The organism is Prauserella salsuginis (genome assembly GCF_024648885.1).
Lineage (GTDB): Bacteria > Actinomycetota > Actinomycetes > Mycobacteriales > Pseudonocardiaceae > Prauserella > Prauserella salsuginis.
In genome coordinates this window covers 36,950-60,081 of record NZ_JANBBF010000011.1, presented here as the reverse complement: position 1 = coordinate 60,081, position 23,132 = coordinate 36,950, and the positions used below count along the sequence as shown (strand labels likewise).

The 23,132-nt window shown below is 69.4% G+C and carries 21 protein-coding genes and 1 other RNA gene; 13 read left to right on the top strand and 9 right to left on the bottom strand.

The annotated features are described in order from the left end of the window. The first annotated feature begins 147 nt into the window (after window positions 1-147). Together uxaC and LY40_RS15265 are read left to right on the top strand one after the other, a co-directional pair. Window positions 148-1,677, top strand: coding sequence for a glucuronate isomerase (gene uxaC / locus LY40_RS15270; protein WP_183778974.1), 1,530 nt, complete (start codon window positions 148-150; stop codon window positions 1,675-1,677). Continuing rightward, window positions 1,677-3,005, top strand: coding sequence for a mannitol dehydrogenase family protein (locus tag LY40_RS15265; RefSeq protein ID WP_258937250.1), 1,329 nt, complete (start codon window positions 1,677-1,679; stop codon window positions 3,003-3,005). Before uxaC ends, LY40_RS15265 begins: the two co-directional genes overlap by 1 nt. Window positions 3,006-3,083: 78 nt before the next feature. On the opposite strand, the gene LY40_RS15260 is transcribed toward LY40_RS15265, so the two are convergent. Further along, window positions 3,084-4,037, bottom strand: coding sequence for an SDR family oxidoreductase (locus LY40_RS15260; protein ID WP_258937249.1), 954 nt, complete (start codon window positions 4,035-4,037; stop codon window positions 3,084-3,086). 136 nt (window positions 4,038-4,173) lie between these two features. Here LY40_RS15260 and LY40_RS15255 point away from each other — a divergent pair, with 136 nt between their 5' ends. Beyond that, window positions 4,174-4,842, top strand: a complete 669-nt coding sequence (locus LY40_RS15255) for a TetR/AcrR family transcriptional regulator (RefSeq protein ID WP_258937248.1) — start codon at window positions 4,174-4,176, stop codon at window positions 4,840-4,842. Window positions 4,843-4,844: 2 nt separating this feature from the next. On the opposite strand, the gene LY40_RS15250 is transcribed toward LY40_RS15255, so the two are convergent. Continuing rightward, window positions 4,845-5,441: an LURP-one-related family protein gene (locus LY40_RS15250; protein ID WP_258937247.1), complete on the bottom strand. Its 597-nt coding sequence runs from the start codon at window positions 5,439-5,441 to the stop codon at window positions 4,845-4,847. A 127-nt stretch (window positions 5,442-5,568) separates the two neighbouring features. On the opposite strand from LY40_RS15250, the gene LY40_RS15245 reads away from it, so the two are divergent. Then, window positions 5,569-6,453: a phosphatase PAP2 family protein gene (locus LY40_RS15245; RefSeq protein WP_183778980.1), complete on the top strand. Its 885-nt coding sequence runs from the start codon at window positions 5,569-5,571 to the stop codon at window positions 6,451-6,453. A 135-nt stretch (window positions 6,454-6,588) separates the two neighbouring features. On the opposite strand, the gene LY40_RS15240 is transcribed toward LY40_RS15245, so the two are convergent. Continuing rightward, on the bottom strand, window positions 6,589-7,089 hold the full coding sequence (locus tag LY40_RS15240; RefSeq protein ID WP_258937246.1) for a hypothetical protein: 501 nt from the start codon (window positions 7,087-7,089) through the stop codon (window positions 6,589-6,591). A gap of 386 nt (window positions 7,090-7,475) precedes the next feature. On the opposite strand from LY40_RS15240, the gene LY40_RS15235 reads away from it, so the two are divergent. After that, window positions 7,476-8,495, top strand: coding sequence for a nitronate monooxygenase (locus LY40_RS15235; protein WP_258937245.1), 1,020 nt, complete (start codon window positions 7,476-7,478; stop codon window positions 8,493-8,495). 153 nt (window positions 8,496-8,648) lie between these two features. On the opposite strand, the gene LY40_RS15230 is transcribed toward LY40_RS15235, so the two are convergent. Next, window positions 8,649-9,926 carry an MFS transporter gene (locus tag LY40_RS15230; protein ID WP_258937244.1) on the bottom strand — a complete coding sequence of 426 codons (1,278 nt, stop codon included), beginning with the start codon at window positions 9,924-9,926 and terminating at the stop codon, window positions 8,649-8,651. A gap of 71 nt (window positions 9,927-9,997) precedes the next feature. Between LY40_RS15230 and LY40_RS15225 the strand changes: the two genes are divergently transcribed. Beyond that, window positions 9,998-10,969 (top strand): helix-turn-helix domain-containing protein, encoded by a 972-nt coding sequence (locus tag LY40_RS15225; protein WP_183778982.1) that lies wholly within the window; start codon window positions 9,998-10,000, stop codon window positions 10,967-10,969. A gap of 384 nt (window positions 10,970-11,353) precedes the next feature. Here LY40_RS15225 and LY40_RS15220 read toward each other — a convergent pair whose 3' ends face one another. Together LY40_RS15220 and LY40_RS15215 are read right to left on the bottom strand one after the other, a co-directional pair. Continuing rightward, window positions 11,354-12,496 carry a CaiB/BaiF CoA transferase family protein gene (locus LY40_RS15220; RefSeq protein WP_221212631.1) on the bottom strand — a complete coding sequence of 381 codons (1,143 nt, stop codon included), beginning with the start codon at window positions 12,494-12,496 and terminating at the stop codon, window positions 11,354-11,356. 10 nt (window positions 12,497-12,506) lie between these two features. After that, window positions 12,507-13,673, bottom strand: coding sequence for an acyl-CoA dehydrogenase family protein (locus tag LY40_RS15215; protein WP_183778987.1), 1,167 nt, complete (start codon window positions 13,671-13,673; stop codon window positions 12,507-12,509). Between the two features lie 119 nt (window positions 13,674-13,792). On the opposite strand from LY40_RS15215, the gene LY40_RS15210 reads away from it, so the two are divergent. The 4 genes from LY40_RS15210 to LY40_RS15195 all read left to right on the top strand — a co-directional run bounded on the left by LY40_RS15210 (window position 13,793) and on the right by LY40_RS15195 (window position 17,558). Further along, window positions 13,793-14,518: an IclR family transcriptional regulator gene (locus LY40_RS15210; protein ID WP_183778990.1), complete on the top strand. Its 726-nt coding sequence runs from the start codon at window positions 13,793-13,795 to the stop codon at window positions 14,516-14,518. 100 nt (window positions 14,519-14,618) lie between these two features. After that, window positions 14,619-15,698 (top strand): TRAP transporter substrate-binding protein, encoded by a 1,080-nt coding sequence (locus tag LY40_RS15205; RefSeq protein WP_258937243.1) that lies wholly within the window; start codon window positions 14,619-14,621, stop codon window positions 15,696-15,698. Beyond that, window positions 15,688-16,263 carry a TRAP transporter small permease gene (locus LY40_RS15200; RefSeq protein WP_183778993.1) on the top strand — a complete coding sequence of 192 codons (576 nt, stop codon included), beginning with the start codon at window positions 15,688-15,690 and terminating at the stop codon, window positions 16,261-16,263. Before LY40_RS15205 ends, LY40_RS15200 begins: the two co-directional genes overlap by 11 nt. Continuing rightward, window positions 16,263-17,558 (top strand): TRAP transporter large permease, encoded by a 1,296-nt coding sequence (locus LY40_RS15195; RefSeq protein WP_183778995.1) that lies wholly within the window; start codon window positions 16,263-16,265, stop codon window positions 17,556-17,558. Before LY40_RS15200 ends, LY40_RS15195 begins: the two co-directional genes overlap by 1 nt. Before the next feature lie 658 nt (window positions 17,559-18,216). Here the strand turns inward: LY40_RS15195 and ssrA are convergent. Continuing rightward, window positions 18,217-18,590, bottom strand: a transfer-messenger RNA (tmRNA) gene (gene ssrA, locus LY40_RS15190). Between the two features lie 209 nt (window positions 18,591-18,799). On the opposite strand from ssrA, the gene LY40_RS15185 reads away from it, so the two are divergent. From LY40_RS15185 to LY40_RS15175, 3 genes are read left to right on the top strand one after another with little or no spacing between them, the layout of a single operon-like run. Continuing rightward, window positions 18,800-19,501 carry a sensor domain-containing protein gene (locus tag LY40_RS15185; protein WP_258937242.1) on the top strand — a complete coding sequence of 234 codons (702 nt, stop codon included), beginning with the start codon at window positions 18,800-18,802 and terminating at the stop codon, window positions 19,499-19,501. A gap of 26 nt (window positions 19,502-19,527) precedes the next feature. Beyond that, window positions 19,528-20,649: a sensor histidine kinase gene (locus LY40_RS15180; RefSeq protein WP_372497708.1), complete on the top strand. Its 1,122-nt coding sequence runs from the start codon at window positions 19,528-19,530 to the stop codon at window positions 20,647-20,649. 23 nt (window positions 20,650-20,672) lie between these two features. Then, window positions 20,673-21,314: a response regulator gene (locus LY40_RS15175; protein WP_183784883.1), complete on the top strand. Its 642-nt coding sequence runs from the start codon at window positions 20,673-20,675 to the stop codon at window positions 21,312-21,314. Window positions 21,315-21,667: 353 nt separating this feature from the next. Here the strand turns inward: LY40_RS15175 and LY40_RS15170 are convergent, their stop codons facing one another. Then, entirely contained in the window at window positions 21,668-22,564 is an 897-nt protein-coding gene (locus LY40_RS15170; RefSeq protein ID WP_258937241.1) for an amidohydrolase family protein, read from the bottom strand. Then, window positions 22,561-23,061 (bottom strand): SsrA-binding protein SmpB, encoded by a 501-nt coding sequence (gene smpB, locus LY40_RS15165; protein ID WP_183779003.1) that lies wholly within the window; start codon window positions 23,059-23,061, stop codon window positions 22,561-22,563. The genes LY40_RS15170 and smpB overlap by 4 nt, the downstream gene beginning before the upstream one ends. Window positions 23,062-23,132 lie beyond the last annotated feature (71 nt).

The following is a 23,132-nucleotide window of genomic DNA, read 5'->3' as shown; positions in this document are numbered from 1 at the left end:
TCGACGACACGCGCCATCGAGGACACGGCACCGACGCCACTCGCTGACATGCGGCCCGGTGACACGGCGCCCGTGACGGCGTGAGCTCACGATGACAACTGACGGCAACAAGTTGCATGTGCTGCGCGCGGCGGCGAGGCTGCCCGCATGCACGGCGGCACGGCAGACACTTCCGCATCCGAATCAGGTCCGGCACCCCGGTCCGGCCACGCGCCCCGGAATCTGGGCTCGGCGACCGCGCCACGCGACGTCTCACGCGGTGGGCGGACGCCGCTGGCTCCACATCCGGACCGGCTGCTGCCGCCGGAGCCCGCGCAGCGCGCCATCGCACGACGGCTCTACGAGCGCGTCCGCGACCTGCCGGTGATCAGCCCGCACGGCCACATCGAGGCCCGCCTGCTCGCCGAGAACGAGGCGTTCACCGACCCGGCGTCGCTGCTGGTCACCCCGGACCACTACGTGACGCGGCTGCTGCACGCCCACGGCGTGACCATGAACCAGGTCGGCCTGCGCGACCGCGACGGAGCCGAGCAGGCCGCACCGCGCGAGGTGTGGCGGGCCTTCTGCGAACACTGGCAGCTGTTCCTGGGCACCGCGTCACGGCAGTGGCTGGAGGCGCAGCTGCACGACGTGCTCGGGGTGACGGTGCAGCCCTCGGCCGAGACTGCCGATGAGCTCTTCGACGAGCTCACCGAGCGGCTGAGCCTGCCCGAGTTCCGGCCGCGTGCGCTGTACGACGCGTTCGCCATCGAAGCGCTGGCCACCACCGACGATCCGGCCGACGACCTGGCCCACCACCGCGCCCTGGCCGAGGATCCGACGTGGTCCGGCCGCGTGGTGCCCACCTTCCGCCCCGACCGCTACCTCGATGCGACCAAACCGGACTGGCCGGCAGCGCTCGATGCTCTCGCCGCCGCGAGCGGCGTCGACACCGGCGACTACGACGGCCTCGTCCGGGCACTCGAGAATCGCAGGGAGTACTTCCGCGCCCACGGCGCCACGGCCACCGATCACAGCGCACCCGACGCCCGTACGGCGTTCCTCGACGCCGACGAGGCGCAGCGGCTGTTCCACCGCGTCCGCTCCGGCACCGGCAGCGACGACGACGCCCGGTTGCTGTCCCAGCAGCTGCTCGGCGAGATGGCGCGGATGTCCAGTGAGGACGGCATGGTCATGGCGCTGCACACCGGCAGCAGGCGTAACCACCACCCGGAGACGTTGCGCCGCTTCGGGCCCGACACCGGCCACGACATCCCGCTCCAGGCCGAGTTCACGCGGGCGCTGCAGCCGATGCTGGAGCGGTTCGGCACGAACCCTCGGTTCCAGACGGTCGTGTTCACCCTCGACGAGACCGTCTTCTCCCGCGAACTCGCACCGCTGGCCGGGTTCTACCCTTCGGTGTATCTCGGCGCGCCGTGGTGGTTCCTCGACGCTCCCCGCGCGATGCACCGGTTCCGCGACGCGGTCACCGAGACGGCCGGGTTCTACCGCAACGCCGGGTTCATCGACGACACCCGCGGGTTCTGCTCCATCCCGGCCCGCCACGACACCGCCCGCCGGGTCGACGCCGCCCACCTGTCCGGTCTGGTCGCCGAGCATCTGATCGGTGAGGACGACGCCGCGCAGGTGATACACGACCTCCACGACCGCCAGCCCCGCGCCGCGTTCCGACTCTGATGCCGACGCCGAACCCGATTTCGACGCCGACGCCCCGGCTCACGCGCGCCTCCGCCGGTGCGCGCCCGCCGGCCCCGGTCCGCGCCGTCCACCTGGGACTGGGCGCCTTCCACCGGGCCCATCAGGCCGTGTACACGATGGCCGACCCGGACTGGGGTGTCGCGGCGTACACGTTCCGCAACGCCGAGCTGCCGCGCAGGCTCACCGAGCAGGACGGGCTGTACACGCTGCAGGTGCGCGGCGACGGGGAGCCCCAGACCCGGATCGTCGATTCGATCAGCCGTGCCCACCCCGGCGGCGACACCGACCGGTGGCTCGCCGACCTGGCCTCGCCCGACGTCGCACTGCTGACGCTGACGATCACCGAGGCCGGCTACCGGGCCGCCGGCAACGAGGACGGGAGTGCGATCGGCCGGGTGCTTGCCGGGCTGCGTGGCCGTCACCGTGCGGGCGGCCTCCCGATCGCGCTCGTCCCCTGCGACAACCTGCCCGGCAACGGGAGCGTACTGCGGGACGCGGTGCGCAACGCCGCCGAGGGCGAGGACTCCGGTTTCCGCTGCTGGCTCGAGGACCACGTGTCGTTCGTCGACACCGTCGTCGACCGCATCACCCCCGCCACCACAGCGGACGACGCCGTCACAGCGGCGCGGCTGACCGGGTTCGACGACCACGCCCCCGTGGTGACCGAGCCGTTCAGCGAGTGGTTGCTGGCCGGGGAGTTCCCCGCCGGCAGGCCCGCGTGGGAGAACGCGGGAGCCCGGTTCGTCGGCGACCTGGCCGCGTACGAACAGCGGAAACTGTGGTTCCTCAACGGTGCGCACACGCTGCTGGCCTACACCGGCCCCGCGCTGGGCTGCGCCACCGTCGACGAGGCCGTGCGGCATCCCGTACTGGCCGCACTGACCGAATCGTGGTGGGACACCGCGGCACGGCACGCGTCGCTGCCCGCCGAGGACCTGGTCGACTACCGGGAGCGGCTGCTGCGGCGATTCTCCTCCCGCGGCATCCGCCATCATCTGCTGCACATCGCCGTGGGTGGCTCGCAGAAAATCCCCGCTCGGATCCTGCCGGTGCTGCGCGCCGAACGGTCGCGGCAGCGGCTGCCGGAACCGGCGATCGCGGCACTGGCCGGGTGGCTGATCCACCTGCGGGACCGGGAGGTCGCCGACCCGCGCGCCGACGAACTCGTCGCCCTGGCCCGGGCCGATGACGGTGCCCGGCGGGTCCTGTCGGCCATCGACACCGACCTGGCCGACGACCGCGAGTTGGTCACCGCCGTCGACGACTACGTCGATCACCTGCGCCACTCTGTCCGCTCAAACCCGTGATGTCCGCTGAAACCCGTGATTCCCACTGCAACCCGTGACGCCGGCCGGAACCCGTGAGGTCGCGCGGAACGCCGCGCCTCACACCTGGTGCACAGCCGGGAACCGGACGTCCGCCAATTCCTCGGAAACACCCCAGATTCGCCGGGCATGATCGGCGTTGCGCAGGCGCGAGTACAGCCTCTGCTCCGCAGGCGGACCGGCGAAGTGGTTGAAGCCGCTGGGCCCGTAGAGCCGACCACCCTCGGCGTCGGGCGACGTCGCGGCGTATAGCGCGGGCTGCATGGCTGTGTCCGGCGTCCCGAACATGACGCCCCGCGCAGCGAGGGCATGAATGAACCGAGCCCGTGGGGTGGGCCTGTCGCGGCCGACCTCGGCACGGGCGGTGAGCAGATTCGTGGCCGCCACCCCGGGATGGGAGAGGTTGCTCGTGATGCCCCAGCCGCCGGCACGGCTGCGCCGGTCGAGCTCGAGTCCGAACAACCCGACGGCGATCTTCGACTGACTGTAGGCGCGATTGCCGTGGTACCGCCGCTGCCACTGCAGATCGTCCCAGTTGACGGCGTACTGATCGGCGGCGACGCTGATCTGGGAAGTCACGCGCGCACCACCCGATCGCAGCAGCGGAAGCAAGCGAGCCACGAGCGCGAAGTGTCCGAGGTGGTTGGTGCCGAACTGCAGCTCGAAACCGTCCACTGTGACCTTCCGATCCGGAGGCGTCATCACTCCGGCGTTGTTGACGAGGAAATGAATCGGCCGCCCCTCCGCCGTCAGCCGGTCCGCCAACGCGGCCACCGAGTCCAATGACGACAGATCGAGCTGATGAAGCGACACGTCGGCCTCGGGGTGGCTGCGACGGATCTGGGCCACCGCGGCCTCCCCTTTGCTCGGGTTGCGGACCGGCATGACGACCTCCGCCCCCGCCGCGGCGAACCGGGTCGCCAGACAGAGTCCGACACCGTCGCTCGCCCCGGTGATCACCGCACGTTTCCCGGTGAGATCCGGAACCAGGATATCCGGCGCGGTCCGTGCCATCGTCGCCCTCCGCAACCCGAACTTGACTGACACTTGTCAGATTAGTGATAATCTGACAAGTGTCAAGTTAGCGGTGTGCGGACCTCCCTGACGTGTGACACCCGGCCGGAGACGCATGCACGAGGAGAACGACCACATGGCGGCAGCGGAGTCGAACACGGGCGAGCCGCGGGGCCCCGGACGGCCCGGAGCGTCGGCACGGCCCGTCCCACGCGAGACGGAAATCCTCCGGCGGGGAATGGAGACGTTCGCCGAACTCGGCTACGAGCGCACCACCGCGCGAGAGCTCGCCAAACGCCTCGGCGTCAGCCACAACTTCATCCACGACCGCTTCGGGTCCAAAGCGAACTTCTGGCGGGCCGTCGTGGACGCGCTGCTGGCGGACGACCAGCTGGAACGCCGGGAACTGCTCGACGCCGACATCGACGACGCCGAGATGATCCGCGCAGTGATCGTCCACTTCTACCAGTCCGCCGTCGAAGCTCCGCTGCTCGCCCGATTATTGGCCGACGAGTTCGGCCGCGAGTCCGAACGCCTTGACTACCTGTACGACAGGTACGTGGCACCGACACTCGAACCACTGGTGCCCGCCGTCGAACGGCTCATGGCGGCGGGGCGCATGCCGACGGTCCCCCTGGACGTGCTCTTCTTCGCCGTCATCAGCCCGGTCGCCGGCCTGGTGCAACTACCGCTCGCGCACCGGCTCGGCAGACCTCAGCCGGTGACCACCGACAGCCAGGCGCGCACCGCCCGCGACCTGGCGAACCTGGTCGCCGGCGGCCTGCTCGGCGAGCACCCGCACTGACATCACCGTGACTGCAGCGCGTCCAGTGCGACGGCCATGCTGGCGGCCACCCGGAAGTCGATGCGGGGGTCGGGCACGGTGACGGTGTACTTGTCGCGGATCGCGACACCCTTCTGACTGGTCATCACCGGCTGTCCGGTCTCGTTGTCGGCGAAGTCGAAGTGGAACAGGAACGGCACCCAGACATCGCCGAGGTACGGGATCACCGTCCAGATCCGGCGGAGAACGGCGATGAACTTGCTGCGCTCCTGACCCTTCGCGGAGTAGCCCGGACCGTACAGCTGCCACGTCGAACGCAGCAGGCTCTTGCCGAACTCCTTGTTGAACCCGCCGAGCGCCCGTCCGTGCTCGTCGTACACGTCGTGTTCGGCGTGCACGTCGAGTTTCTGCCTGGCCTTGAACGAGAACACCTGGCGGCTGCGCGTCTCGTCCGAGTAGAAAATGATCTCCTCGCGCAGCTTCATCCGCTTCTGCTGCGCGAACGCGATCAGCTCACCTTCGCCGCCGTCCTGGCCGACGCCGCGGATCTCGTAGCGATTGACCATCATGGTGATCCGCTGGCGGACGAAGAACTTCGGCAGGTGCATGGGTGCAGTCACGCGGCGAGTATGGCACGGCTGTGCCAGCGTGGCCGCGCATTCGGTGACCGCACGGCCGCGCCGACCCGCGACGACGGAACAACGCCGATCGGCCGAGCAACACTACGCCGTGTGCTCTAATCCTGCGATGAACGACAGCGAGACGCGTGCGGATCCGGCCGGGACGCCGTGGCGACGCTGGCCGATCGTCGCCGCGGTGAGCGCGATCGTGGCCGTCGGCGTCTACGTGGCCGCGGTACAGACCGCGCTCGGGCAGACGTTGGAGAACGCGGCCCTGCGCGGTGCCGACGAAGTCGGTGCGCAGGAACAGGCGGCCGCAGACAACGCCCTCGACGAGATCACGATGTACTCGCTGGCCGCCGCCGTTGCCGTCGTGGCATTGATCGGCCTGCTGCGCCGCCGCCTCGACCTGGCGATCGCGGGGGTGGGCGTGATCGTGGCGGGACAGGTCGTCACGCAGGCCCTGAAGCGCTACATCCTGCCGCGTCCGGAGCTGGTCGAGGTGACGGGTCCGTACGTCGACAACAGCCTGCCGAGCGGTCACACCACGATCGCGATGACGGTGCTGTTCGCCGTGCTGATCGTCGTGCCCTACCGGTGGCGCGGGGTGGCGCTGTTCCTGGTGCTGTCGTGGGCCGTGGGAATCGGCGCCTACACCGTCACCGCCAAATGGCACCGGCTCTCCGACACTCTCGCCGCCGATGCGATCGCACTGGCCGTGGCCTGCCTCGTGTCGTGGTGGCTCGTCCGGCGCGGCGCGGTGCGCCGTCACGACGGCCCCCGGCGGATCCCGCGCGTGGTGCTCGTGGCGTGCACCGCCCTGTTCGGGGTGCTGCTGCTGGGCATGGGCGTGTTCCTGATCGCCGTGCCGCTGGCCCGGGAGGGCCTCGACGCGACCGTGCAGGAGAACGCGTGGGTCGTCTACCTGTCGGCGCACTCGCTCGCCTCGTTCGGCTCCGTCGCCGCGGCGCTGGCGTTCCTCGCGACCTGGCGGAGGCAGGAGATCCCCTAGCCGGCGCTCTCACTGCGCCGACCTCGGCCTGCGGCATGACCGTTGCCGCAGGCGACGGGGAAGGCGGCACCGAGCTCGCCCGCGGTCGCATCCCGGCGCGGCCACCGCGTGCCCGTGGTGTCAGCGGCCTCGCACTCAGAAGGCACCGACACTGCCACCGAAGCCGCCACCTCCGTATCCACCGCCGCTGCCGGACGGGGAGCCGCCTGAGGATGCGCCGCCGTCGGCAGCTCCGCGTCCGTAGCCGCCGCTGTCGGAGCCCGCGCTGCTGACCCCGCCTCCGTCGACCTCGCCACCGAAGTCACCTCCGTAGCCGCCACCGGCGGGGTCGGCACCGGAATCGGAGCCGGACGAGCTGTCGCTGACTCCACCGCCGTCGATCTCATCGCCGTCGATCTCACTGCCGAAGCCCTCGCTGTAGCCGCCGGTCTCGGAGGACGAGCCGGCGTCGTTCTCGGATTCCGCCGACTCGGCGGAATCCGTCTCCGCGTCCTCGGTCTCCGCGTCCTCGGTCTCCGCGTCCTCGGTCTCCGCGTCCTCGGTCTCCGCGTCCTCGGTCTCCGCGTCGTCCGTCTCGGCGTCCTCGGTCTCGGCGCTCTCGATCTCGCCGGTCGCCACGATTCGTTCGAGGGGCATGTCTTTCCGTAGACGACCAGGAACCGTCGCCGTCAACCGGCCCGTGGTGACCACCGAGGACCAGGAGTGCACCCCGGCCGATCCGACCGGCCCGACGCACCCGCGGCTCCGGAAGCGTCCCGCTGGCGTCGAGCCGGACGGTGCCGTCCCTGCACCCGGCCGCGGTTCCCGTTCGGGCCCGGACCTGCTCGGTATTGCTACGGCGCCACGACCGGAGCCTCACCAGCATCTATGCCCGAGCGGCATATAACCGGCTCGACACGCATTTCACAACACAGGCAGGGCCACCTAGCGTCGGCGCCGCGGCCGCGATCCGAGTCCGCCTCCCCGACCGCTCACCACGGCCTGATCTACCCGCCGGCCGCCGCTCCCGAAAGGACAGTTTCGTGCTCACCGACCTCGGCATCAGCCTTCCCGTCCTCGCCGCCCCCATGGCGGGCGGCCCGACCGCGCCGAACCTCGTCGCCGCAGCCGGGCATGCGGGATCGATGGGATTCCTCGCAGGCGGCTACAAGACACCGGCGGCGCTGGCCGAGCAGATCGCCGCCGTCCGCGGTGACGGAGTGCCGTTCGGCGTCAACCTCTTCGCACCCAATCCCGTTCCGGCGTCCGAAGAGGACTATCGCGCGTATCGTGACACGCTCCTGTCCGAGGCCGACCGCTACGGCGTGCACCTTCCGGACACTCCCGTCGAGGACGACGACCACTGGGCGGCCAAGATCGACCTGTTGCTCGCCGATCCGGTACCGGTCGTGTCGCTGACCTTCGGCCTGCCACACGGCGACGTCGTCGCCGCCTTGCGCGCGGCCGGGAGCATGGTGGTGCAGACCGTGACTTCGGCGCCCGAGGCACGACTCGCCGAGGAGGCCGGGGTGGACGCCCTCATCGTCCAGTCCTCGGCCGCAGGCGGCCATTCCGGCACGTTCACCCCGACGCGGACGCCACCCGAGGTTCCGTTGCCGCGCCTGCTCCGGGACGTTCGTGCCGACACCCGCCTTCCGCTGATCGGCGCAGGAGGAATCAGCCGGCCCGCCGACGTCGCCGCCGCGGTCGGCGCCGGCGCCGAGGCGGTCACCGTCGGCACCTCGCTGCTGCGTACCCATGAGAGCGGAACGTCCGCGCCGCACAAGGCCGCACTGGTCGATCCCGACTTCGACGCGACCGTCGTCACCCGCGCCTTCACCGGGCGCCCCGCACGGGCGCTGCGGAACCGCTTCACGGATCGGTACGAGCCGATCGCCCCCTGCGCCTATCCCGCCGTGCACCACCTCACCAGCCCGCTGCGTAAGGCCGCCTCCAGCGCCGGCGACACCGGGCTGATCCATCTCTGGGCAGGAACCGGACACCACGACGCTCGGGAGGAGCCGGTCGCCGACACCCTGGCCCGCCTGGCTGGTGAGAGCTGACCGCGAGTCGGGTTCGGGGCCTGCGGCGTCTACGAGCGCGACGCGGCCGGGACCGGACGCGGAAGCGACAGACGGAGACGACGTCCCCGCCGGAAGAGACAGTGTGACGGCGCAGGAACCGCGAGGTGCCGGTCGGCAGCCCTGCGAGCCGCGTCAAACACGTTTCCGCGCACCGTCGGCCGGCACGCCGGACGCGGGGTCGTCCGGCGGGTTCCGCACCGCTTCACGCACGGTCCAGGCCAGCGTGAACCCGGCGAGGACCGCGGTGACACAGAGCAGCACCGCCGGGGACAGCGCGGACTCGAAGACGGCCAGCAGATAGGGGACGCAGAAGCCGGTATAGGCAACCGCTTGGAACACCGCGGTCAGGCTGGCCAGGTTGTGCGATCCAGCCAACCGGTGAACCTCCGTCAAACCGGCTACGAGACAGCAGCCGTACCCAGCACCGAGCACCAGAGCTGATGCGCCGACGAGCAACGGGTGGGCACCCGACAGCGCCCCCCGCAGCAGGCCGGCCACCACGATTGCCAACGCTGTCGTGATCGAGCTCGGCTTGGTCGGGTGCTGGACCCTGCGGGCCAGCGGCTGTACGAGAATGCCGGAGATCATCGTCGCCGCGGTCACCATGGCGCTGAACAGCAGCACCGCATTCCCCATGCGGTCGGCGGCCGATCCGGGCAAGTAGGCAAGCCCGATCGAGGAGGCGCCGAACACCCACGGCGCGAGCGGCAATGCGACCCTGCGAAAGCGCCGTGCCGACCTCGCGGGGAGTCGCAGCGGACTCCACAGCGCGACGTCCGGGTTCGGTGTACGGGTCTCCGTCGCGCGCACCGTGAACGGAATGGCAACGATGATCAGCGCGATATGGGGCACGTAGGCAGAAGCGGTCGGAACCGGGGCAACCTGTGCCACGAGCCCCGCGACGAGTGGGCCTCCGGCGAAACCCGCCGTCATCGCCACCGTCGCGCGCCGAGCGCCGGGGCCGGGATCCGAAGCCGTGCCCGCGGACAGTTCCTTGATCCAGGCGGTACCCGCGCTGAACGCCGCACCACTGGCCACTCCGGCAACCAATCTCCCCGCGAACAACCCCACCAGCGCCTGTCCACCGACGATCAGCAGCAGACTCCCGGCCATCGATGTGATCAACGCAGTGACCATCACCCGTCGACGGCCGTGGCGGTCGGACAACGGGCCGCCCAGCAACAGTCCCGGAACCAGGCCGAGCGCGTAGATGCCGTACGCAGCCTGGACGGTCGCTGCCGACACCGCCAATTCCGACCGGTACATCAGCAGTAACGGTGCGAACTGATTCGCACCCCAGCCGACGGCGGCCACGCCGAGGCCGATGGGCAGCCAATCGTTGCTTCGGGAGCCGGCGTGCTGGTCGCTCGTGTGGTGCGACGTGTCCGCGCTCGGTGCTCGTCTCGTCATGACGATCATGCTCGGCCACAGCCGCGAGGACGACGAGTGTCTGAAATGACAACATACGTACAATTCAAGACATGAGGACTGTCGCGCTCGGAATCACCGACAACATGTCCTTGTTCGAGCTCTCGATCCCCTGCGCGATCTTCGGCTCTCCCAGACCGGAGGCCGCATACAGCTGGTACGACCTGACCGTGTGTTCCACACCGGGTGCCCGGGTCGGCGCCTGGTTCCGTGTGGACAGCCCACGCGGGCTCACCGAACTGGCAGCTGCGAACACCGTGATCGTCCCTGCCTGCGATGACGCCGTCGTGACTCCGCCGCCCGAGTTGGTGCACGCCGTGCGGACCGCACACGAACGCGGCGCCCGAGTGGCGTCGATATGCACGGGCGCCTTCGTGCTCGCCGCCGCGGGACTGCTCGACGGGCGACGTGCCACCACGCACTGGTCGTACGCCGAGGCACTTGCGCAGCAGTACCCGGGGATCGACGTCGATGCCGACGTGCTCTACGTCGACGACGGCGATGTGCTCACCTCGGCTGGACAAGCGGCCGGAATCGACGTGTGCCTGCACATGGTCCGCACGGACTACGGCGCCGCAGCGGCCAACAGCGCGGCCAGACGACTGGTCGTACCGCCCCATCGTGACGGTGGGCAGGCACAGTTCGTCACCACACCGTTGTCCTCCGGCAACGGTCACAGCCTCAACGGCCTGCTGGATTGGGCGATCGAGCGCGTGGACCAACCGCTGACCGTCACCGACCTCGCCCGTGAGGCGGGCCTGAGCCCACGCCAGCTCAGCCGCCAGTTCCTCGCCGTCACCGGTACGAGTCCGTTGCAATGGCTGCTGACGCAACGCATCCGGCGTGCCCAAGAATTGCTGGAAACGGTCCACGACAGCGTGGACGACATCGCAGCGCAGGTGGGGCTCGGCACGGCAGCCACGCTCCGCCGACATTTCAACCGGCGGGTCGGCACCTCTCCGGACGCCTACCGCCGCACGTTCCAATCCGGACGCGGCAGGCCCGAGGCACGCCCAGCAGACTGAAGCCGGCCTACGAACCTCAGCCCGGCGATGCACCCGGCCCAGTCGCTGGTCCGAGACCCACCATCTCGCACCGCACGAGACCGAAGCAGCGATCGTGCGGTTGATCTGCCGCCTCTGCACCCGAGACCGGCCGGGTCCAAGGCCGTCGCCCGCGTACTCAACAACCGGGGCACCGCACCACCACCGGCCGCACCTGGCCCGCCTCACCTGGCCCTGCTCGATGCTGCGTGCCGAGGTCATGGAGGCTGGCGCGGGTGACGGACCCCGCAAGGAGGAGTGATCAGCCCATCGCGCTGCGATGTGCACCTGCACCGGCTCAACCGTGTGTGGGACACCGGCGAGCACGGGGTACACATCCGGTTCGCTGACGACGCGGGTAGGCGTTCACGAGCCGTCCAGTTCGCGCAGCACGTCGGCTGTGTCGGCACCCATCGGCCTCGGCGGTGTGCGGACACTGCCCGGCGTGCGCGTGAGCTTGATCGGGATACCAATGCCGCGGTAATCGCCGTCGGACACGACCATGTCGCGATGGAGCACCTGCGGGTCAGTGAGTGTCTCGCCGACGTCGTGCACCGGTGACGACGGCACGCCGCGTTCCAGCAGTCGCGCGCCGAGGGCCTCGCGCTCGTGCTCGGCCAGCAGGGCCCCGACGATGGCGCCCAGCTCCGCCCTGTTGATCACGCGGTCGGGGTTGGTGACGAACCGCGGGTCGTCCGCGAGCTCCGGCTTGCCGAGTACGTCCATGAGGTCTCGGAACTGGCGGTCGTTGCCGACCCCGAGGAACAGTGGCCCGTCGCACGTGGCGAACGTGTCGTAGGGAGCGATCGTGGGATGCGCGGAGCCGGTGCGTTCCGGCACCTGCCCGTTCGCCAGCCACGTTGCGGAGTGCGGGTGCAGCAGGGTCACCGCGGTGTCGAGCAACGTGTTGTCGACCAGCTGACCCCGACCCGAACGGTGCCGCTCGTGGAGCGCGAGCATGATCCCCGAGAACGACAGCATGCCGGTCACCATGTCCACAATGGGCACTCCGATACGGAGCGCGGGGCCGTCGGCCTCACCGTTGATGCTCATGAGCCCCGCATAGGCCTGGAGGATGGCGTCGTATCCGGGAGCCGAGCCGCGCGGCCCGTCCACGCCGAACCCGGTGATCCTGCTGTGGACGAGACGTGGGTAAACACGGCGCAGGTGGCCGTCGTCGAAGCCCCACTTGGCGAGCGTCCCGGCTTTGAAGTTCTCGACCAGTACGTCCGCATCCTCGAGCAGCCGACCCAGGGTCGCCTGACCCTCGGGCGCACCAAGGTCCAGCACGATGTTGCGCTTGTTGCGGTTGAGCCCGTTGAAGTAGGCGCTGGTGCCGTCGCCCAGGAACGGCGGCCCCCACCCGCGGGTCTCGTCGCCGGCAGGTGGCTCCACCTTGATCACCTCAGCGCCGTGATCGGCCAGCATCTGCGTGCACAACGGCCCGGCAAGCACCCGCGACAGGTCGACAACCCTGACCCCAGCGAGGGCTCCGTCGGAGGTCGGCATCGATCTCCCCTCAATAGGACTTCGGTAGGCCGAGAACCTTCGTGGAAACATAATTGAGCACCATCTCCTGGCTGACCGGGGCAAGCCGGAGGATGCGGGACTCCCGGAAGTACCGCTCCACGTGGTACTCGCGCGCGTACCCCATGCCGCCGTGCGTCTGGATCGCCTGGTCAGCGGCGGCGAACCCGGCGTCGGCGCACAGGTACTTCGCCATGTTCGCCTCCCGCCCGCACGAAAGCCCGTTGTCGTAGCGCCACGCGGCGTTGCGTGCCATCAGCTCGGCCGCGTCGAGTCTGGTCACGGCCTCGGCCAATGGAAACGCGACACCCTGGTTGCGGCCGATGGGACGGTCGAAGACGACGCGTTCGTTCGCGTAGCGCACCGCGCGGGCCAGCGAGGCCCTGCCGATGCCGAGTGCCTCGTGGGCCAGCAGGATCCGCTCGGGGTTCAACCCGTCGAGCAAGTAGGCGAAGCCCTTGCCCTCCTCGCCGACCCGTGCCGACGCCGGTACACGCAGATTGTCGATGAAGACCTCGTACGACGCGACGGCGTTGCGCCCGAGCTTCGGGATCGGCTTCAGCTCGACGGCGTCGGAATCGATGTCGATCAGGAACAGTGACATGCCGTCGGTCGGTTTGACGACGTCGGCGCGCGGTGTGGTCCTGGCTATCAGCACCATCTTCTGCGATTGACCGGCCTTGGTGATCCAGACCTTGCGGCCGCTGATCACGTAGTCGTCACCGTCTCTACGGGCGAACGTGCCGATGCGGGTGGTGTCGGTCCCCGCATCGGGTTCGGTGACGCCGAAGCACACGTGCAGGCTGCCGTCGGCGGCGCGCGGCAGTATCTCCTCGCGCAGTCGTGCGCTGCCGTGTTTGACGATCGTGTTGAGTCCGAAGATGGAAAGGTGCATCGTGCTGCACCCGTTCATCCCCGCCCCGGACGCGGCGATCTCCTCCATCAGCAGCGACGCCTCGAGCAGGCCGAGCCCTCCGCCGCCGTAGGCCTCGGGGATGGCGATGCCGAGCCAGCCCCCGTCGGCGAAGGCTCGGTAGAACTCCCACGGGAACTCGCCGTTCACATCGCAATCGGCCCAGTACTCGTCGGTGAACGCGGCGGCGAGGTCGCGTGCGGCCTCGCGCAGGCGGCGCTGGTCGTCAGTCAGCTCGAAATGCACGAATTCATCCCTATATAGGACTTCTGATTCTTATATCTGAACATATGTAGCGCAACCCCAACCTGTCAACCGCGAACTCGATGGGTACCGTTCGTACATACGAACGCACGGGAGTGGACATGACCGAATCGGCCGCGAAATCCCACCGCACGGTCAGCAGGGTGACTGCCATCCTCGAACTGGCCGCGGAGCAACCCGGGATCCGGCTTGGCACACTGGCGTCCGCTTTGGACGCGCCGAAGTCATCGGTTTTCGGCCTCGTGAAGGGCCTGGTATCGACCGGCTACCTCGTCGAGGACGACGGCGGGTTCCACCTCGGACCCGCACTGGGCAACCTGCTCACCGCCGAGCGTCCCAACCTCGCCGACGCCGCACGCCCGACCCTCGAGGAACTGCGTGACGCCTTCGACGAGACGGCCATGCTCGGCACCGGCGTCGGCGACTCGGTCGTCTACATCGCCGCCGCCGAGTCGCGGCAGCTGATCCGTTACTCGGCACCGTTGCGGCACCGCCGGCCCCTGTTTCCGCCGAGCGCGGGCAAAGTACTGCTTGCCGCACGGTCGCCACGCAAACGCGACGCCTACCTGAACTCGATCATCGTCGATCCGGCAAGGCTCGACGAGGCGCGCACGGAGCTCGAACGCGTTCGCACCGAGGGTGTCGCGATCAACCGCGGCGAGACGCTACCCGACGTCAGTGCCACGGCAAGGCCGGTCGTCGTACACGGCCGCACACTCGCCGCGATCGCGGTCGCCGGGCCGACGACCCGCATTGCGGAGCGCCTGCCGGAGATCGCCGAAGCACTGGTCGAGGCCACTCGCGCGGTGGCCGCGCGCCTCTCCTGACCGGGCCGCATTCGGCGGTCGATTGCCGTTGACAGTGCGCCACATCACTCCATACGGTGGCATATCAGCATAGCCATTCGTATTTAGAAACGGTGATGCAATGCGGCAGTCACCTCACCGGTGCGTCCGAAAGCTGGCGGCATCGCTCGGGATACTCGTCCTGGCAAGCGCTTGTGCCCCGCCTGTCCCGAGCGTCGAGTCAGGCGGCGTCTACACGCTGACGGTCGCCGACTCCTACCCGGACGGCCACCCGTTCGCCGACGCAGGCGCCAGCGTGCTCATGGACAAGGCGTCCGAGCTATCCGGTGGCAGGATCCGGTTCGACTACTTCCCCGCCGAGCAGATGGGCGACGCGGCCGACCTCCCGTCGCTGATCCGGTCGGGTGTCGTGGACCTGGCCTCGGTCGCGCCCGCGTACGTGCCCGCCGAGCTTCCACTCTCCGGCGTCGCCGACCTGCCCGGGCTCGTCGAGGACTCGTGCACCGGTTCGCTGGCGGTGGCACACCTGATGTCCGAGGACGGGCTGCTTTACCGCGAGGACTTCGAACCCAAGGGCCTGCGCCCGCTCGTGGTCGGCATGATCCCCGACTACGAGGTACTCACGGGTTCGCGCGCCGTGCGGGTGCCCTCCGATCTGCGCGGCCTGCAACTGCGTTCGTCGGGCGGCACGATCGACCGCGCGGTCGAGGGGTTCGGCGCCGCACCGGTCGGCATGCCTGCCACCGACATGTACGAGGCGATCTCACGCGGCACGGTCGACGGGACCGTGCTCGGCCCGGTCAGCGCCGAGCCATATCACCTCGAGGAGGTCACCGGCAACGCCACGGTGGGCGCCCGGCTGGGCAGCTTCACCATGACCTACAGCATCAGCGACAGCGTGTGGGACGAGCTACCACCGGACCTGCGCGACGTACTCCGGCGCGCGGGCGAGCAGGCCACGCGAAGCCTGTGCACCGCGTTGCAGGAGGGCAATGCCGAGGGCAGGCAGACGATGCGCGACGCCGGAGTGAAACTGCATCGCATCTCCGGCTCCGAGCGGGATGCCTGGGACAAGGCGACCGCGCCGATCCACCGGCGCTGGGCGGCGGACATGGCCGAGATCGACCGGTCCGGCAAGGCCGCGCTGCGTGAACTCAAGGACGAGCTCCGCCGAGCGGAACGAGACAGCCATGACGACTGACACGAATACCCGGCCCGAATCGCCTTCCGGCGCGGCACGGCGCGCACCCGTCGTTCTGCGCGCCGTTTCGGCGATCGAACGCGCGGGGCTCGTCCTGGCGGGCTCCGTGCTGATGGCGATGACGCTGCTGATGGTGTTCGAGACCGGCATGCGCTACTTCGTCGGAGCACCACTGGGCTGGAGCTTCAGCTTCATCCAGGACTACCTGCTTCCCGGCTTCTTCTTCCTCGCGCTGGCCTACACGGTGCGAGCGGGTGCGCACGTCACTATCGACGCCGTCTACCAACGGTGCCCCGCGAAGGTGCAGACCGCGATGACACTGGTGGCGCGCGTGCTGATGCTCGGGTTCTCCGTGCTGTTGCTCTGGGCAGGAATGCTGTCGACCGGCCACGCCTGGCGTGCCCACGACATCCCGCCGCCCGGCGGGGCCGAGCTCAGCATCCCGACGTGGACGTGGCACGTGCTCGTGCCGATAGGGGCCGCGCTGCTGACCGTGCGACTGCTCTGGGACGTGTTCACCGGGCACCGGCGCGGCGCCGGGGACGAGACGGAGGGGAACGCCTGATGTCCGTGCTCATCGTGATCGTGGTGATGCTGACCCTGCTGCTCATCAGGGTTCCGGTCGGCTTCGCCATCGCCATAGCGGGCGCGTTCGGGCTGTTCGTCCACGGTGGACTCTCCGACGTGCTGGGCGTGCTGCAGTCGGCGCCCGCGGCCGCGGTGTCGTCGTACTCGCTGTCGCCCATCCCCTTGTTCATCCTCATGGCACAGTTCGTCGTGGCCAGCGGTGTCATGGACGACCTCTTCCGCGCCACGCAGGTATGGGTCGGCCGGATCCGTGGTGGAGCGGGTATCGCGGCGGCCGGGGCGGGGGCGATGTTCGCTGCGGTCTCCGGCTCGAGCACCGCCGCCGCGGCTACGCTCGCACACACCTCGACCACGAAGATGATCGACTCGGGCTACAGCCCCAGGATCTCCACCGGCCTCGTCGCGGTCGTCGGCACGCTGGCCGCGCTCGTACCGCCCAGCATCATCCTGGTGTTCTACGCGGTCATCGCGGAGGAGAGCGTCGGACAGGTCCTCGTCGCCGGCTTCCTGCCCGGCGCGCTGGTCACGCTGGCGCTCGTCGCGACGTTGGTCGTGCTCATCAAGATCAATCCGTCGTCCGCACCCGCGGGCCAGCGGCACGCCTGGGCCGACAAGCTGCGCAACCTCCGATCGGCGGGCCCGGTCCTGCTGCTGTTCGCGCTCGTCACCGGAACCGTCTACTTCGGAGTCGCGACACCGACCGAAGCTGCCGCACTGGGTGCGGTTGGCGGTTTCGCGCTACTGGCCGCCAGGAAACGGGCGAACTGGGCCACGATCAAACACGCCGTCACCGAGACCATCAGTTCCAGCGTGATGATCCTTATGATCATTCTCGGTGCCCACATCCTCGGCTACTTCATCACCTCGACGCGGGTGACGCCGACGGTGGTGAGTTGGGTGGCCTCGCTCGACGTCGCGCCGATCGTCGTCGTGATCATCCTGTTCCTGTGCTACGTGATCCTCGGGTTCTTCCTCGACCAGATCGCGATTCTGGCACTCACCGTTCCCGTGGTGCTCCCGTTGGTCACCGAGCTCGGCTACGACCCCATCTGGTTCGGCGTGCTGATCGTGCTGCTCGCCGAGATCGGGCTCGTGAGTCCACCGCTGGGACTGAACGTCTTCGTGGTGGCTCGCACGGCACGCCGCCCCACGGCGGAGGTCTTCTGGGGCGCGTTGCCGTTCGTGCTCGCGGTCGTCGCCGTGGCCGCGCTGCTGATCGCGTTGCCGGAGATCGTGTTGTGGCTACCGGAGACCATGGCCTCGACGGAGTAGCCGCGCTGGTGAAACCTGAAGCTACTCGAACGCTGCGAAGGAGCTGTACCGGCGGTGCAACGAACAACGACGCCTGCTCAACCAGGCGATCTTCTACAACATCCACATCGCGGGTGAGGAGGCCACCGGCCACGGCCTTCAGGAGCCGTTCAGGCAGCTCCACGTCATCCAGCAGACGTAACGTTCAATGTGGGAGGCACACCACGCCAGTACCGCGACAGATCAAGCGGATTGGTCCCAGTACAACCCGACCACCACCCCGGATCGCGGCAGGAGCCCGCACCGTGGGGGTACCGGGACTCGGCCCGGCGCGGGCGGCGCAACGACAAGGCCGCGCCGTAGGCCGACACGGGCTCCCACGCGTAGCTGGTGCAGGAACGGGCCCGCAACACGAAACCCACCACGATGGGGTTCCGGGGGTCGGCCCCCGCAATCAACCCCCGGAACGAGAAACCGGCGAGCGCTCTCCGCGAGCACTCACCGGCCATCGAGTGACACTCGGGGCGACGTCATGACACCCCGAGCCGACGCCGGTCCGCTCCCGTCGTGACCATGCCGGGTCTGCGGGAGCACGCACCGTGGGTCTGGGGGCTCGGCCCCCAGATTCAATCGACGACACAGAAAAGGCTCGTGCTCTCCACGAGCACGAGCCTTCCATCTGTGGAGGTGCCGGGAATCGAACCCGGGTCCTCTGCCGCCTCTCCAGGGCTTCTCCGTGCGCAGTTCGCTGTGCCTCTGCTCGACCCCACCGGTCACGCGAACTAGCCGGTGTGACGGGCCCAGCCACTGTTGGTGTCCCTACCGGTCCCCGTGGCCGGGGCCGGAGGTGAGCCTTCTAGCTGATGCCGGCAAACCGGGTCGAAGGCTTACCCGGGCCGACAGACTCGCACTCGCTCAGGCGGCGAGGGCGAAGTCGCGCTGACTATTAGTCTTGGCGCTTATATTTAGTTGCGACGACGCTTTCGGTGGTCGTTGCCTGCACCGGCACGCTTCCCGCTGGATCAACGTCCAGAGTCGAAACCGTTCACCCCCTTGACGGGATCGGTGTGGATCACTCGCTTCCGACCAGCATAACGCCCGTGGCAAGCAGATAATTCCCCGGCCGGTGCCCGCGCCGACGGTGGGGCTGTCCCCACCGTGCATCGACCCGTGTGCTCCATGGTGGCCGCATCCCCTTCCCGGAGAGACTGAGGTCGTCAACGAGGGCGCCCCCTCGACGCGAAGAGGAAGAGAGACCGGTCATGGAGCGGACACAGCTTCCCCGACTGGGCGGTGCGCTGCCATTCTTGCTGCTCAGCCTCCCGCTGGGGATCGTCGGGTTCGTGTTCGTGGTGACGACGGCGAGCGTGGGCGCACCGACGGCACTCGTGTGGGTGGGCATTCCGGTCCTGATGCTGCTGCTCGCGGGCACCCGTGGACTGGCCGACCTCGAACGGGCGCGCGTGCGCGGCATGCTGACCAGCGCGGTGCCGCGGCCGTACCGCCCGCTGCCGCAGGGCCCGGTGCGGAGCCGATGGCTGGCCCGCGCCCGCGACGCGCAGACCTGGCGCGACGTCGTCTACCTGATCCTGCTGCTTCCGGTGGGCATAGCGGAGTTCGCGCTGGTCGTCGTGTTCTGGTCGGTGTCGCTGGGATTGATCGCGCTGCCGGTGTACTACCGCTTCCTTCCCGAGGGGCTGTACGCGTTCCCGTCGCACGACCTGCGCTGGATCACGGTCGACTCCGTGCCGACGGCGTTGCCGTGGATGGCCCTGGGCGCGCTCCTGGCGTGGGTGTCGGTAGCCGTTACGCGGCGGCTGGGCGCCGGCCACGCACTGCTGGCGCGAGCACTGCTGGGCCCGACGGCACGGCGGATGCGCGAGGCCGAGGAATCGGCCGGTTCCGCCGCTGACGGCGCCGCAACCACGGCGGACCCCGCTGCGGCACGCCCGGTGGCAGGATGAGCACGCCGGGTGGAGGGGAACCGATGATGCACGAGGACCAGCCGTGGCCGGGCACGTGGCGGACGATCGCGTACCAGTTGCTGACGCTGCCGGTACGCATCGTCGAGTTCGTCGTGCTGCTGGTCCTGCTGGTAGCCGGGATCGCGACGACCATCGTCTGGGTGGGCATCCCGCTGCTGATGCTGGCGACGACGTTGACCCACCGCTTCGCCGACTTCGAACGGCGTTCGCTGCGCCGGTGGCTGCGCACCCCGCTGCCGGATGCGATCCGCAACCGCGGCGACGGACCCGTCCGCAACTGGTTCGCGCAGCTGACGGACGCCACGACCTGGCGTGACCTCGCTTACCTGCTGATCACGACACCGCTCGCGATCGTCGAATTCGTGCTCGGCGTCGTGTCGGCCATCATCGTGCCGCTGGCGCTGACGGTCGCCCCCGGCGTGGGCTGGCTGCACGGCAAACTCGCCCTGACGCTGCTCGGCCCACCGCGGGCGGAACGGCTCGAAGCGAAGGCGACCCGCCTGCAGGCATCGCGCGCACGCGGGGTCGACGCCGCGGAAAACGAACGCAGGCGCATCGAACGCGACCTGCACGACGGCGCGCAGCAGCGCCTCGTGTCGGTGGCCATGACGGTCGGCCGCGCCAAAGCCAAGATCGGCGGCACCGAACCCGACACCGCGGAACTGCAGAAACTCCTCGACGAGGCACATACCGACGCGAAACTCGCCGTGTCGGAACTCCGGGACCTGGCGCGCGGCATCTACCCGGCGGTGCTGGGCGACCGCGGACTCGACGCGGCGCTGTCGGCACTCGCGGCGAAGTCACCGGTGCCGGTCTCGGTGTCGGTCGACATCGACCAGCGTCCACCCGCGGCGGTGGAGAGCACGACCTACTTCGTCGTCGGCGAGACACTCACCAACGCCGCCAAGTACGCCGACGCCTCCGACATCCGCGTCGACGTCCGGCGCGACGGCGATACGGTGATCGCCGAGGTCACCGACGACGGCCACGGAGGTGCGGAGATCCGCCCCGGCGGCGGACTCGCCGGGCTCGCCGACCGCGCAGCCACGATCGACGGTGTGGTGTCGGTCGTGAGCCCCGCCGGTGGCCCGACGGTCGTTCGCGCCGAACTACCGTGCAGCTGGTGAACGAACTCTCTGGGGGTCTGGACGTGCGCGTGGTCATCGCGGAGGACGCCGTACTGCTGCGTGCCGGTGTGCAGCGGCTACTGGCCGACGACGGCATCGAGACGGTGGCAGCGGTCGGCTCCGGCGAGGAGCTGCTGACTTCGGTCACCGAGCACGAACCCGACCTGGCGATCGTCGACGTGCGGATGCCGCCGACGTTCACCGACGAGGGCCTGCGGGCCGCACTGCAGGCACGGGAGATCCGGACCGGCCTGCCCGTGCTCGTGCTGTCGCAGTACGTCGAGGAGACCTACGCGATCGAGCTGCTCTCCGGCGGCGCGGGCGGCGTCGGCTACCTGCTGAAGGAACGCGTCTCCGACGTCACCGACTTCCTCGAAGCCGTACGCCGCGTCGCCGCGGGCGGCACGGCGATCGACCCCGAGGTGATCTCGCAGGTCATGGCGCGCGGACGCAACAATCCCCTCGACTCGCTGACCGGCCGCGAAGGCGACGTGCTCGAACTGATGGCCCAGGGCCTGTCCAACTCCGCGATCGCCGCTCGCATGGTGGTCTCGCACGGCGCGGTCGAGAAACACATCGGCAACATCTTCGCGAAGCTCGGCCTGGACAACAGCGTCGAGGAGCACCGACGGGTCCGCGCGGTGCTGACCTACCTCGAACGCTGATGCGGTAGGCCCAGCCTGCCCGAAGGGCACCTTCGGGCATCGAACACGACCACGTATCAGCGCGCTACTCGCGGTCGTGGCCACTCCCCTGATGGCGGCCGCGCACCGCCGGTTCGGGTTCGCGGTGGTGCCCGCGCCGGCACTCGCCGCGGCAGTCGTCGACATCGCCCGGTTCGCCGACGTCCCGCTGGTCGGCTGTGCCAACGCCGGGTTCGTCTGGCGGCCCGCGGCTTCGGCAACGGCCCCGAACTGTGGGCGGCACTCGTGGTCGGTGCGTTCGCACTCGCCCGCTCGTCCACGTCCGTCCGGCGCTCTCCCACCCGGCCGGTGTCTCGGGAGACGCCGGCAGCGGATCACACGTCGAGGAGTTTGGCCGGCGTGTCGTGAAGGACCGCGCGCAGGAACGGCTCGCCCAACCTGTCGTCGGCCTCGGCCCATTCGGCGATCGCACGCAACTGCGTGGCGTAGTCGTAGGGAATGTTCGGGAAATCGGTGCCGAGGACCACGCGGTCGGCGATGCCTGCCAGGCGGGCGGGCCAGTCGCCGGGCAGGGGCATGAAACTCTCCGTGAACGGCACGCCGACCATCGTCGTGTCGAGATACACGCGCGGGAACCGCTGCACCAGGCGCAGTGCCGCGTCGTACTCGGGCATACCGGCGTGCGCCAGCACGGTGACCAGGCCGGGATGCCGTTCGAGGATGCGGGCGAACACGTCGAGGCCGGTGTGCTCCCCTCGTAACGGCCCGTGCCCGCAGTGCACCACCGCGGGGACTCCGGCATCGGCGAGCATGCCCCACACCGCGTCGAGCCGGTCGTCGCGCGGGTCGAACGCTCCGACCTGCACGTGGACCTTGACGCAGCGCACCCCCGCGCGCAACGCGTCCTCGACGTAGCGGGCCGCCTCGGGCTCCGGGAAGAACGTCGCCGTCGGCACGGCGTCCGGTTCCCGGTCGGCGAACTCCCGGGCCCAGCCGTTCAGCCACTCGGCCATGCCCGGCTTGTGCGGATACACCAGCGGTGCGAACGTCCGCACCCCCACCGCCCGCAGCGCCGCCAGCCGCTCGGCCTCCGGCAACCGGTAGTGCACCGGCCACGGCATGCCGTAGTGCTGCTCCGCGCCGTCGAAGTACGCCCACACCTTCGCGAGCACGCGTTCGGGCAGGAAGTGGACATGGATGTCGACGAGACCGTCGAGCCCGAGCCCCCGAGCCCAGGCTGCGACGTCCTCGTCGGCGCCGGGGCCGGTCAACGGCGTCCCGCGCGCTGTTGCTTGTGTTTGCCCTTGAGCGCCCGGCCCATTGCCTTGGAGATCTCGCGCTGCGCGTCGCGTTTGGCGATGTCCTGACGCTTGTCGTGCGCCTTCTTACCGCGCGCCAGTGCGAGCTCGACCTTGACCTTGCCGTCCTTGAAGTAGAGCGACAGCGGCACGAGGCTCACGCCGCTCTCCTTCGTCTTCCCGATCAGCTTCTGGATCTCCCTACGGTGCAGCAGCAGTTTCCGGGTTCGCCGCGGCATGTGGTTGGTCCACGTGCCCTGGGCGTACTCCGGAATGTGCACGTTGCGCAGGAAGACCTCGCCGTCGTCGACGGTTGCGAACGCCTCGCTCAGCGACGCCTTGCCGGCACGGAGGCTCTTCACCTCGGTGCCGGCAAGGGCGATACCGGCCTCGTAGGTGTCGAGGATCGAATAGTCGTGACGGGCACGACGGTTCGACGCGATCACCTTGCGTCCGACTTCCTTGACCATGACTCGACTCTATCCGCCCTCGACCTGGGTGTCCCAACGACTATTACGCAACCACCACCGGTGGTGAGCCG

What these genes read in the sequence shown, in the direction of transcription:
- uxaC (WP_183778974.1), top strand. Translation starts at nt 148, where the DNA reads ATGCACGGCGGCACGGCAGACACTTCCGCATCCGAATCAGGTCCGGCA.
- LY40_RS15265 (WP_258937250.1), top strand. Translation starts at nt 1,677, where the DNA reads ATGCCGACGCCGAACCCGATTTCGACGCCGACGCCCCGGCTCACGCGC.
- LY40_RS15260 (WP_258937249.1), bottom strand. Translation starts at nt 4,037, where the DNA reads ATGGCACGGACCGCGCCGGATATCCTGGTTCCGGATCTCACCGGGAAA.
- LY40_RS15255 (WP_258937248.1), top strand. Translation starts at nt 4,174, where the DNA reads ATGGCGGCAGCGGAGTCGAACACGGGCGAGCCGCGGGGCCCCGGACGG.
- LY40_RS15245 (WP_183778980.1), top strand. Translation starts at nt 5,569, where the DNA reads ATGAACGACAGCGAGACGCGTGCGGATCCGGCCGGGACGCCGTGGCGA.
- LY40_RS15240 (WP_258937246.1), bottom strand. Translation starts at nt 7,089, where the DNA reads ATGCCCCTCGAACGAATCGTGGCGACCGGCGAGATCGAGAGCGCCGAG.
- LY40_RS15230 (WP_258937244.1), bottom strand. Translation starts at nt 9,926, where the DNA reads ATGACGAGACGAGCACCGAGCGCGGACACGTCGCACCACACGAGCGAC.
- LY40_RS15225 (WP_183778982.1), top strand. Translation starts at nt 9,998, where the DNA reads ATGAGGACTGTCGCGCTCGGAATCACCGACAACATGTCCTTGTTCGAG.
- LY40_RS15220 (WP_221212631.1), bottom strand. Translation starts at nt 12,496, where the DNA reads ATGCCGACCTCCGACGGAGCCCTCGCTGGGGTCAGGGTTGTCGACCTG.
- LY40_RS15210 (WP_183778990.1), top strand. Translation starts at nt 13,793, where the DNA reads ATGACCGAATCGGCCGCGAAATCCCACCGCACGGTCAGCAGGGTGACT.
- LY40_RS15205 (WP_258937243.1), top strand. Translation starts at nt 14,619, where the DNA reads ATGCGGCAGTCACCTCACCGGTGCGTCCGAAAGCTGGCGGCATCGCTC.
- LY40_RS15200 (WP_183778993.1), top strand. Translation starts at nt 15,688, where the DNA reads ATGACGACTGACACGAATACCCGGCCCGAATCGCCTTCCGGCGCGGCA.
- LY40_RS15195 (WP_183778995.1), top strand. Translation starts at nt 16,263, where the DNA reads ATGTCCGTGCTCATCGTGATCGTGGTGATGCTGACCCTGCTGCTCATC.
- LY40_RS15185 (WP_258937242.1), top strand. Translation starts at nt 18,800, where the DNA reads ATGGAGCGGACACAGCTTCCCCGACTGGGCGGTGCGCTGCCATTCTTG.
- LY40_RS15180 (WP_372497708.1), top strand. Translation starts at nt 19,528, where the DNA reads ATGCACGAGGACCAGCCGTGGCCGGGCACGTGGCGGACGATCGCGTAC.
- smpB (WP_183779003.1), bottom strand. Translation starts at nt 23,061, where the DNA reads ATGGTCAAGGAAGTCGGACGCAAGGTGATCGCGTCGAACCGTCGTGCC.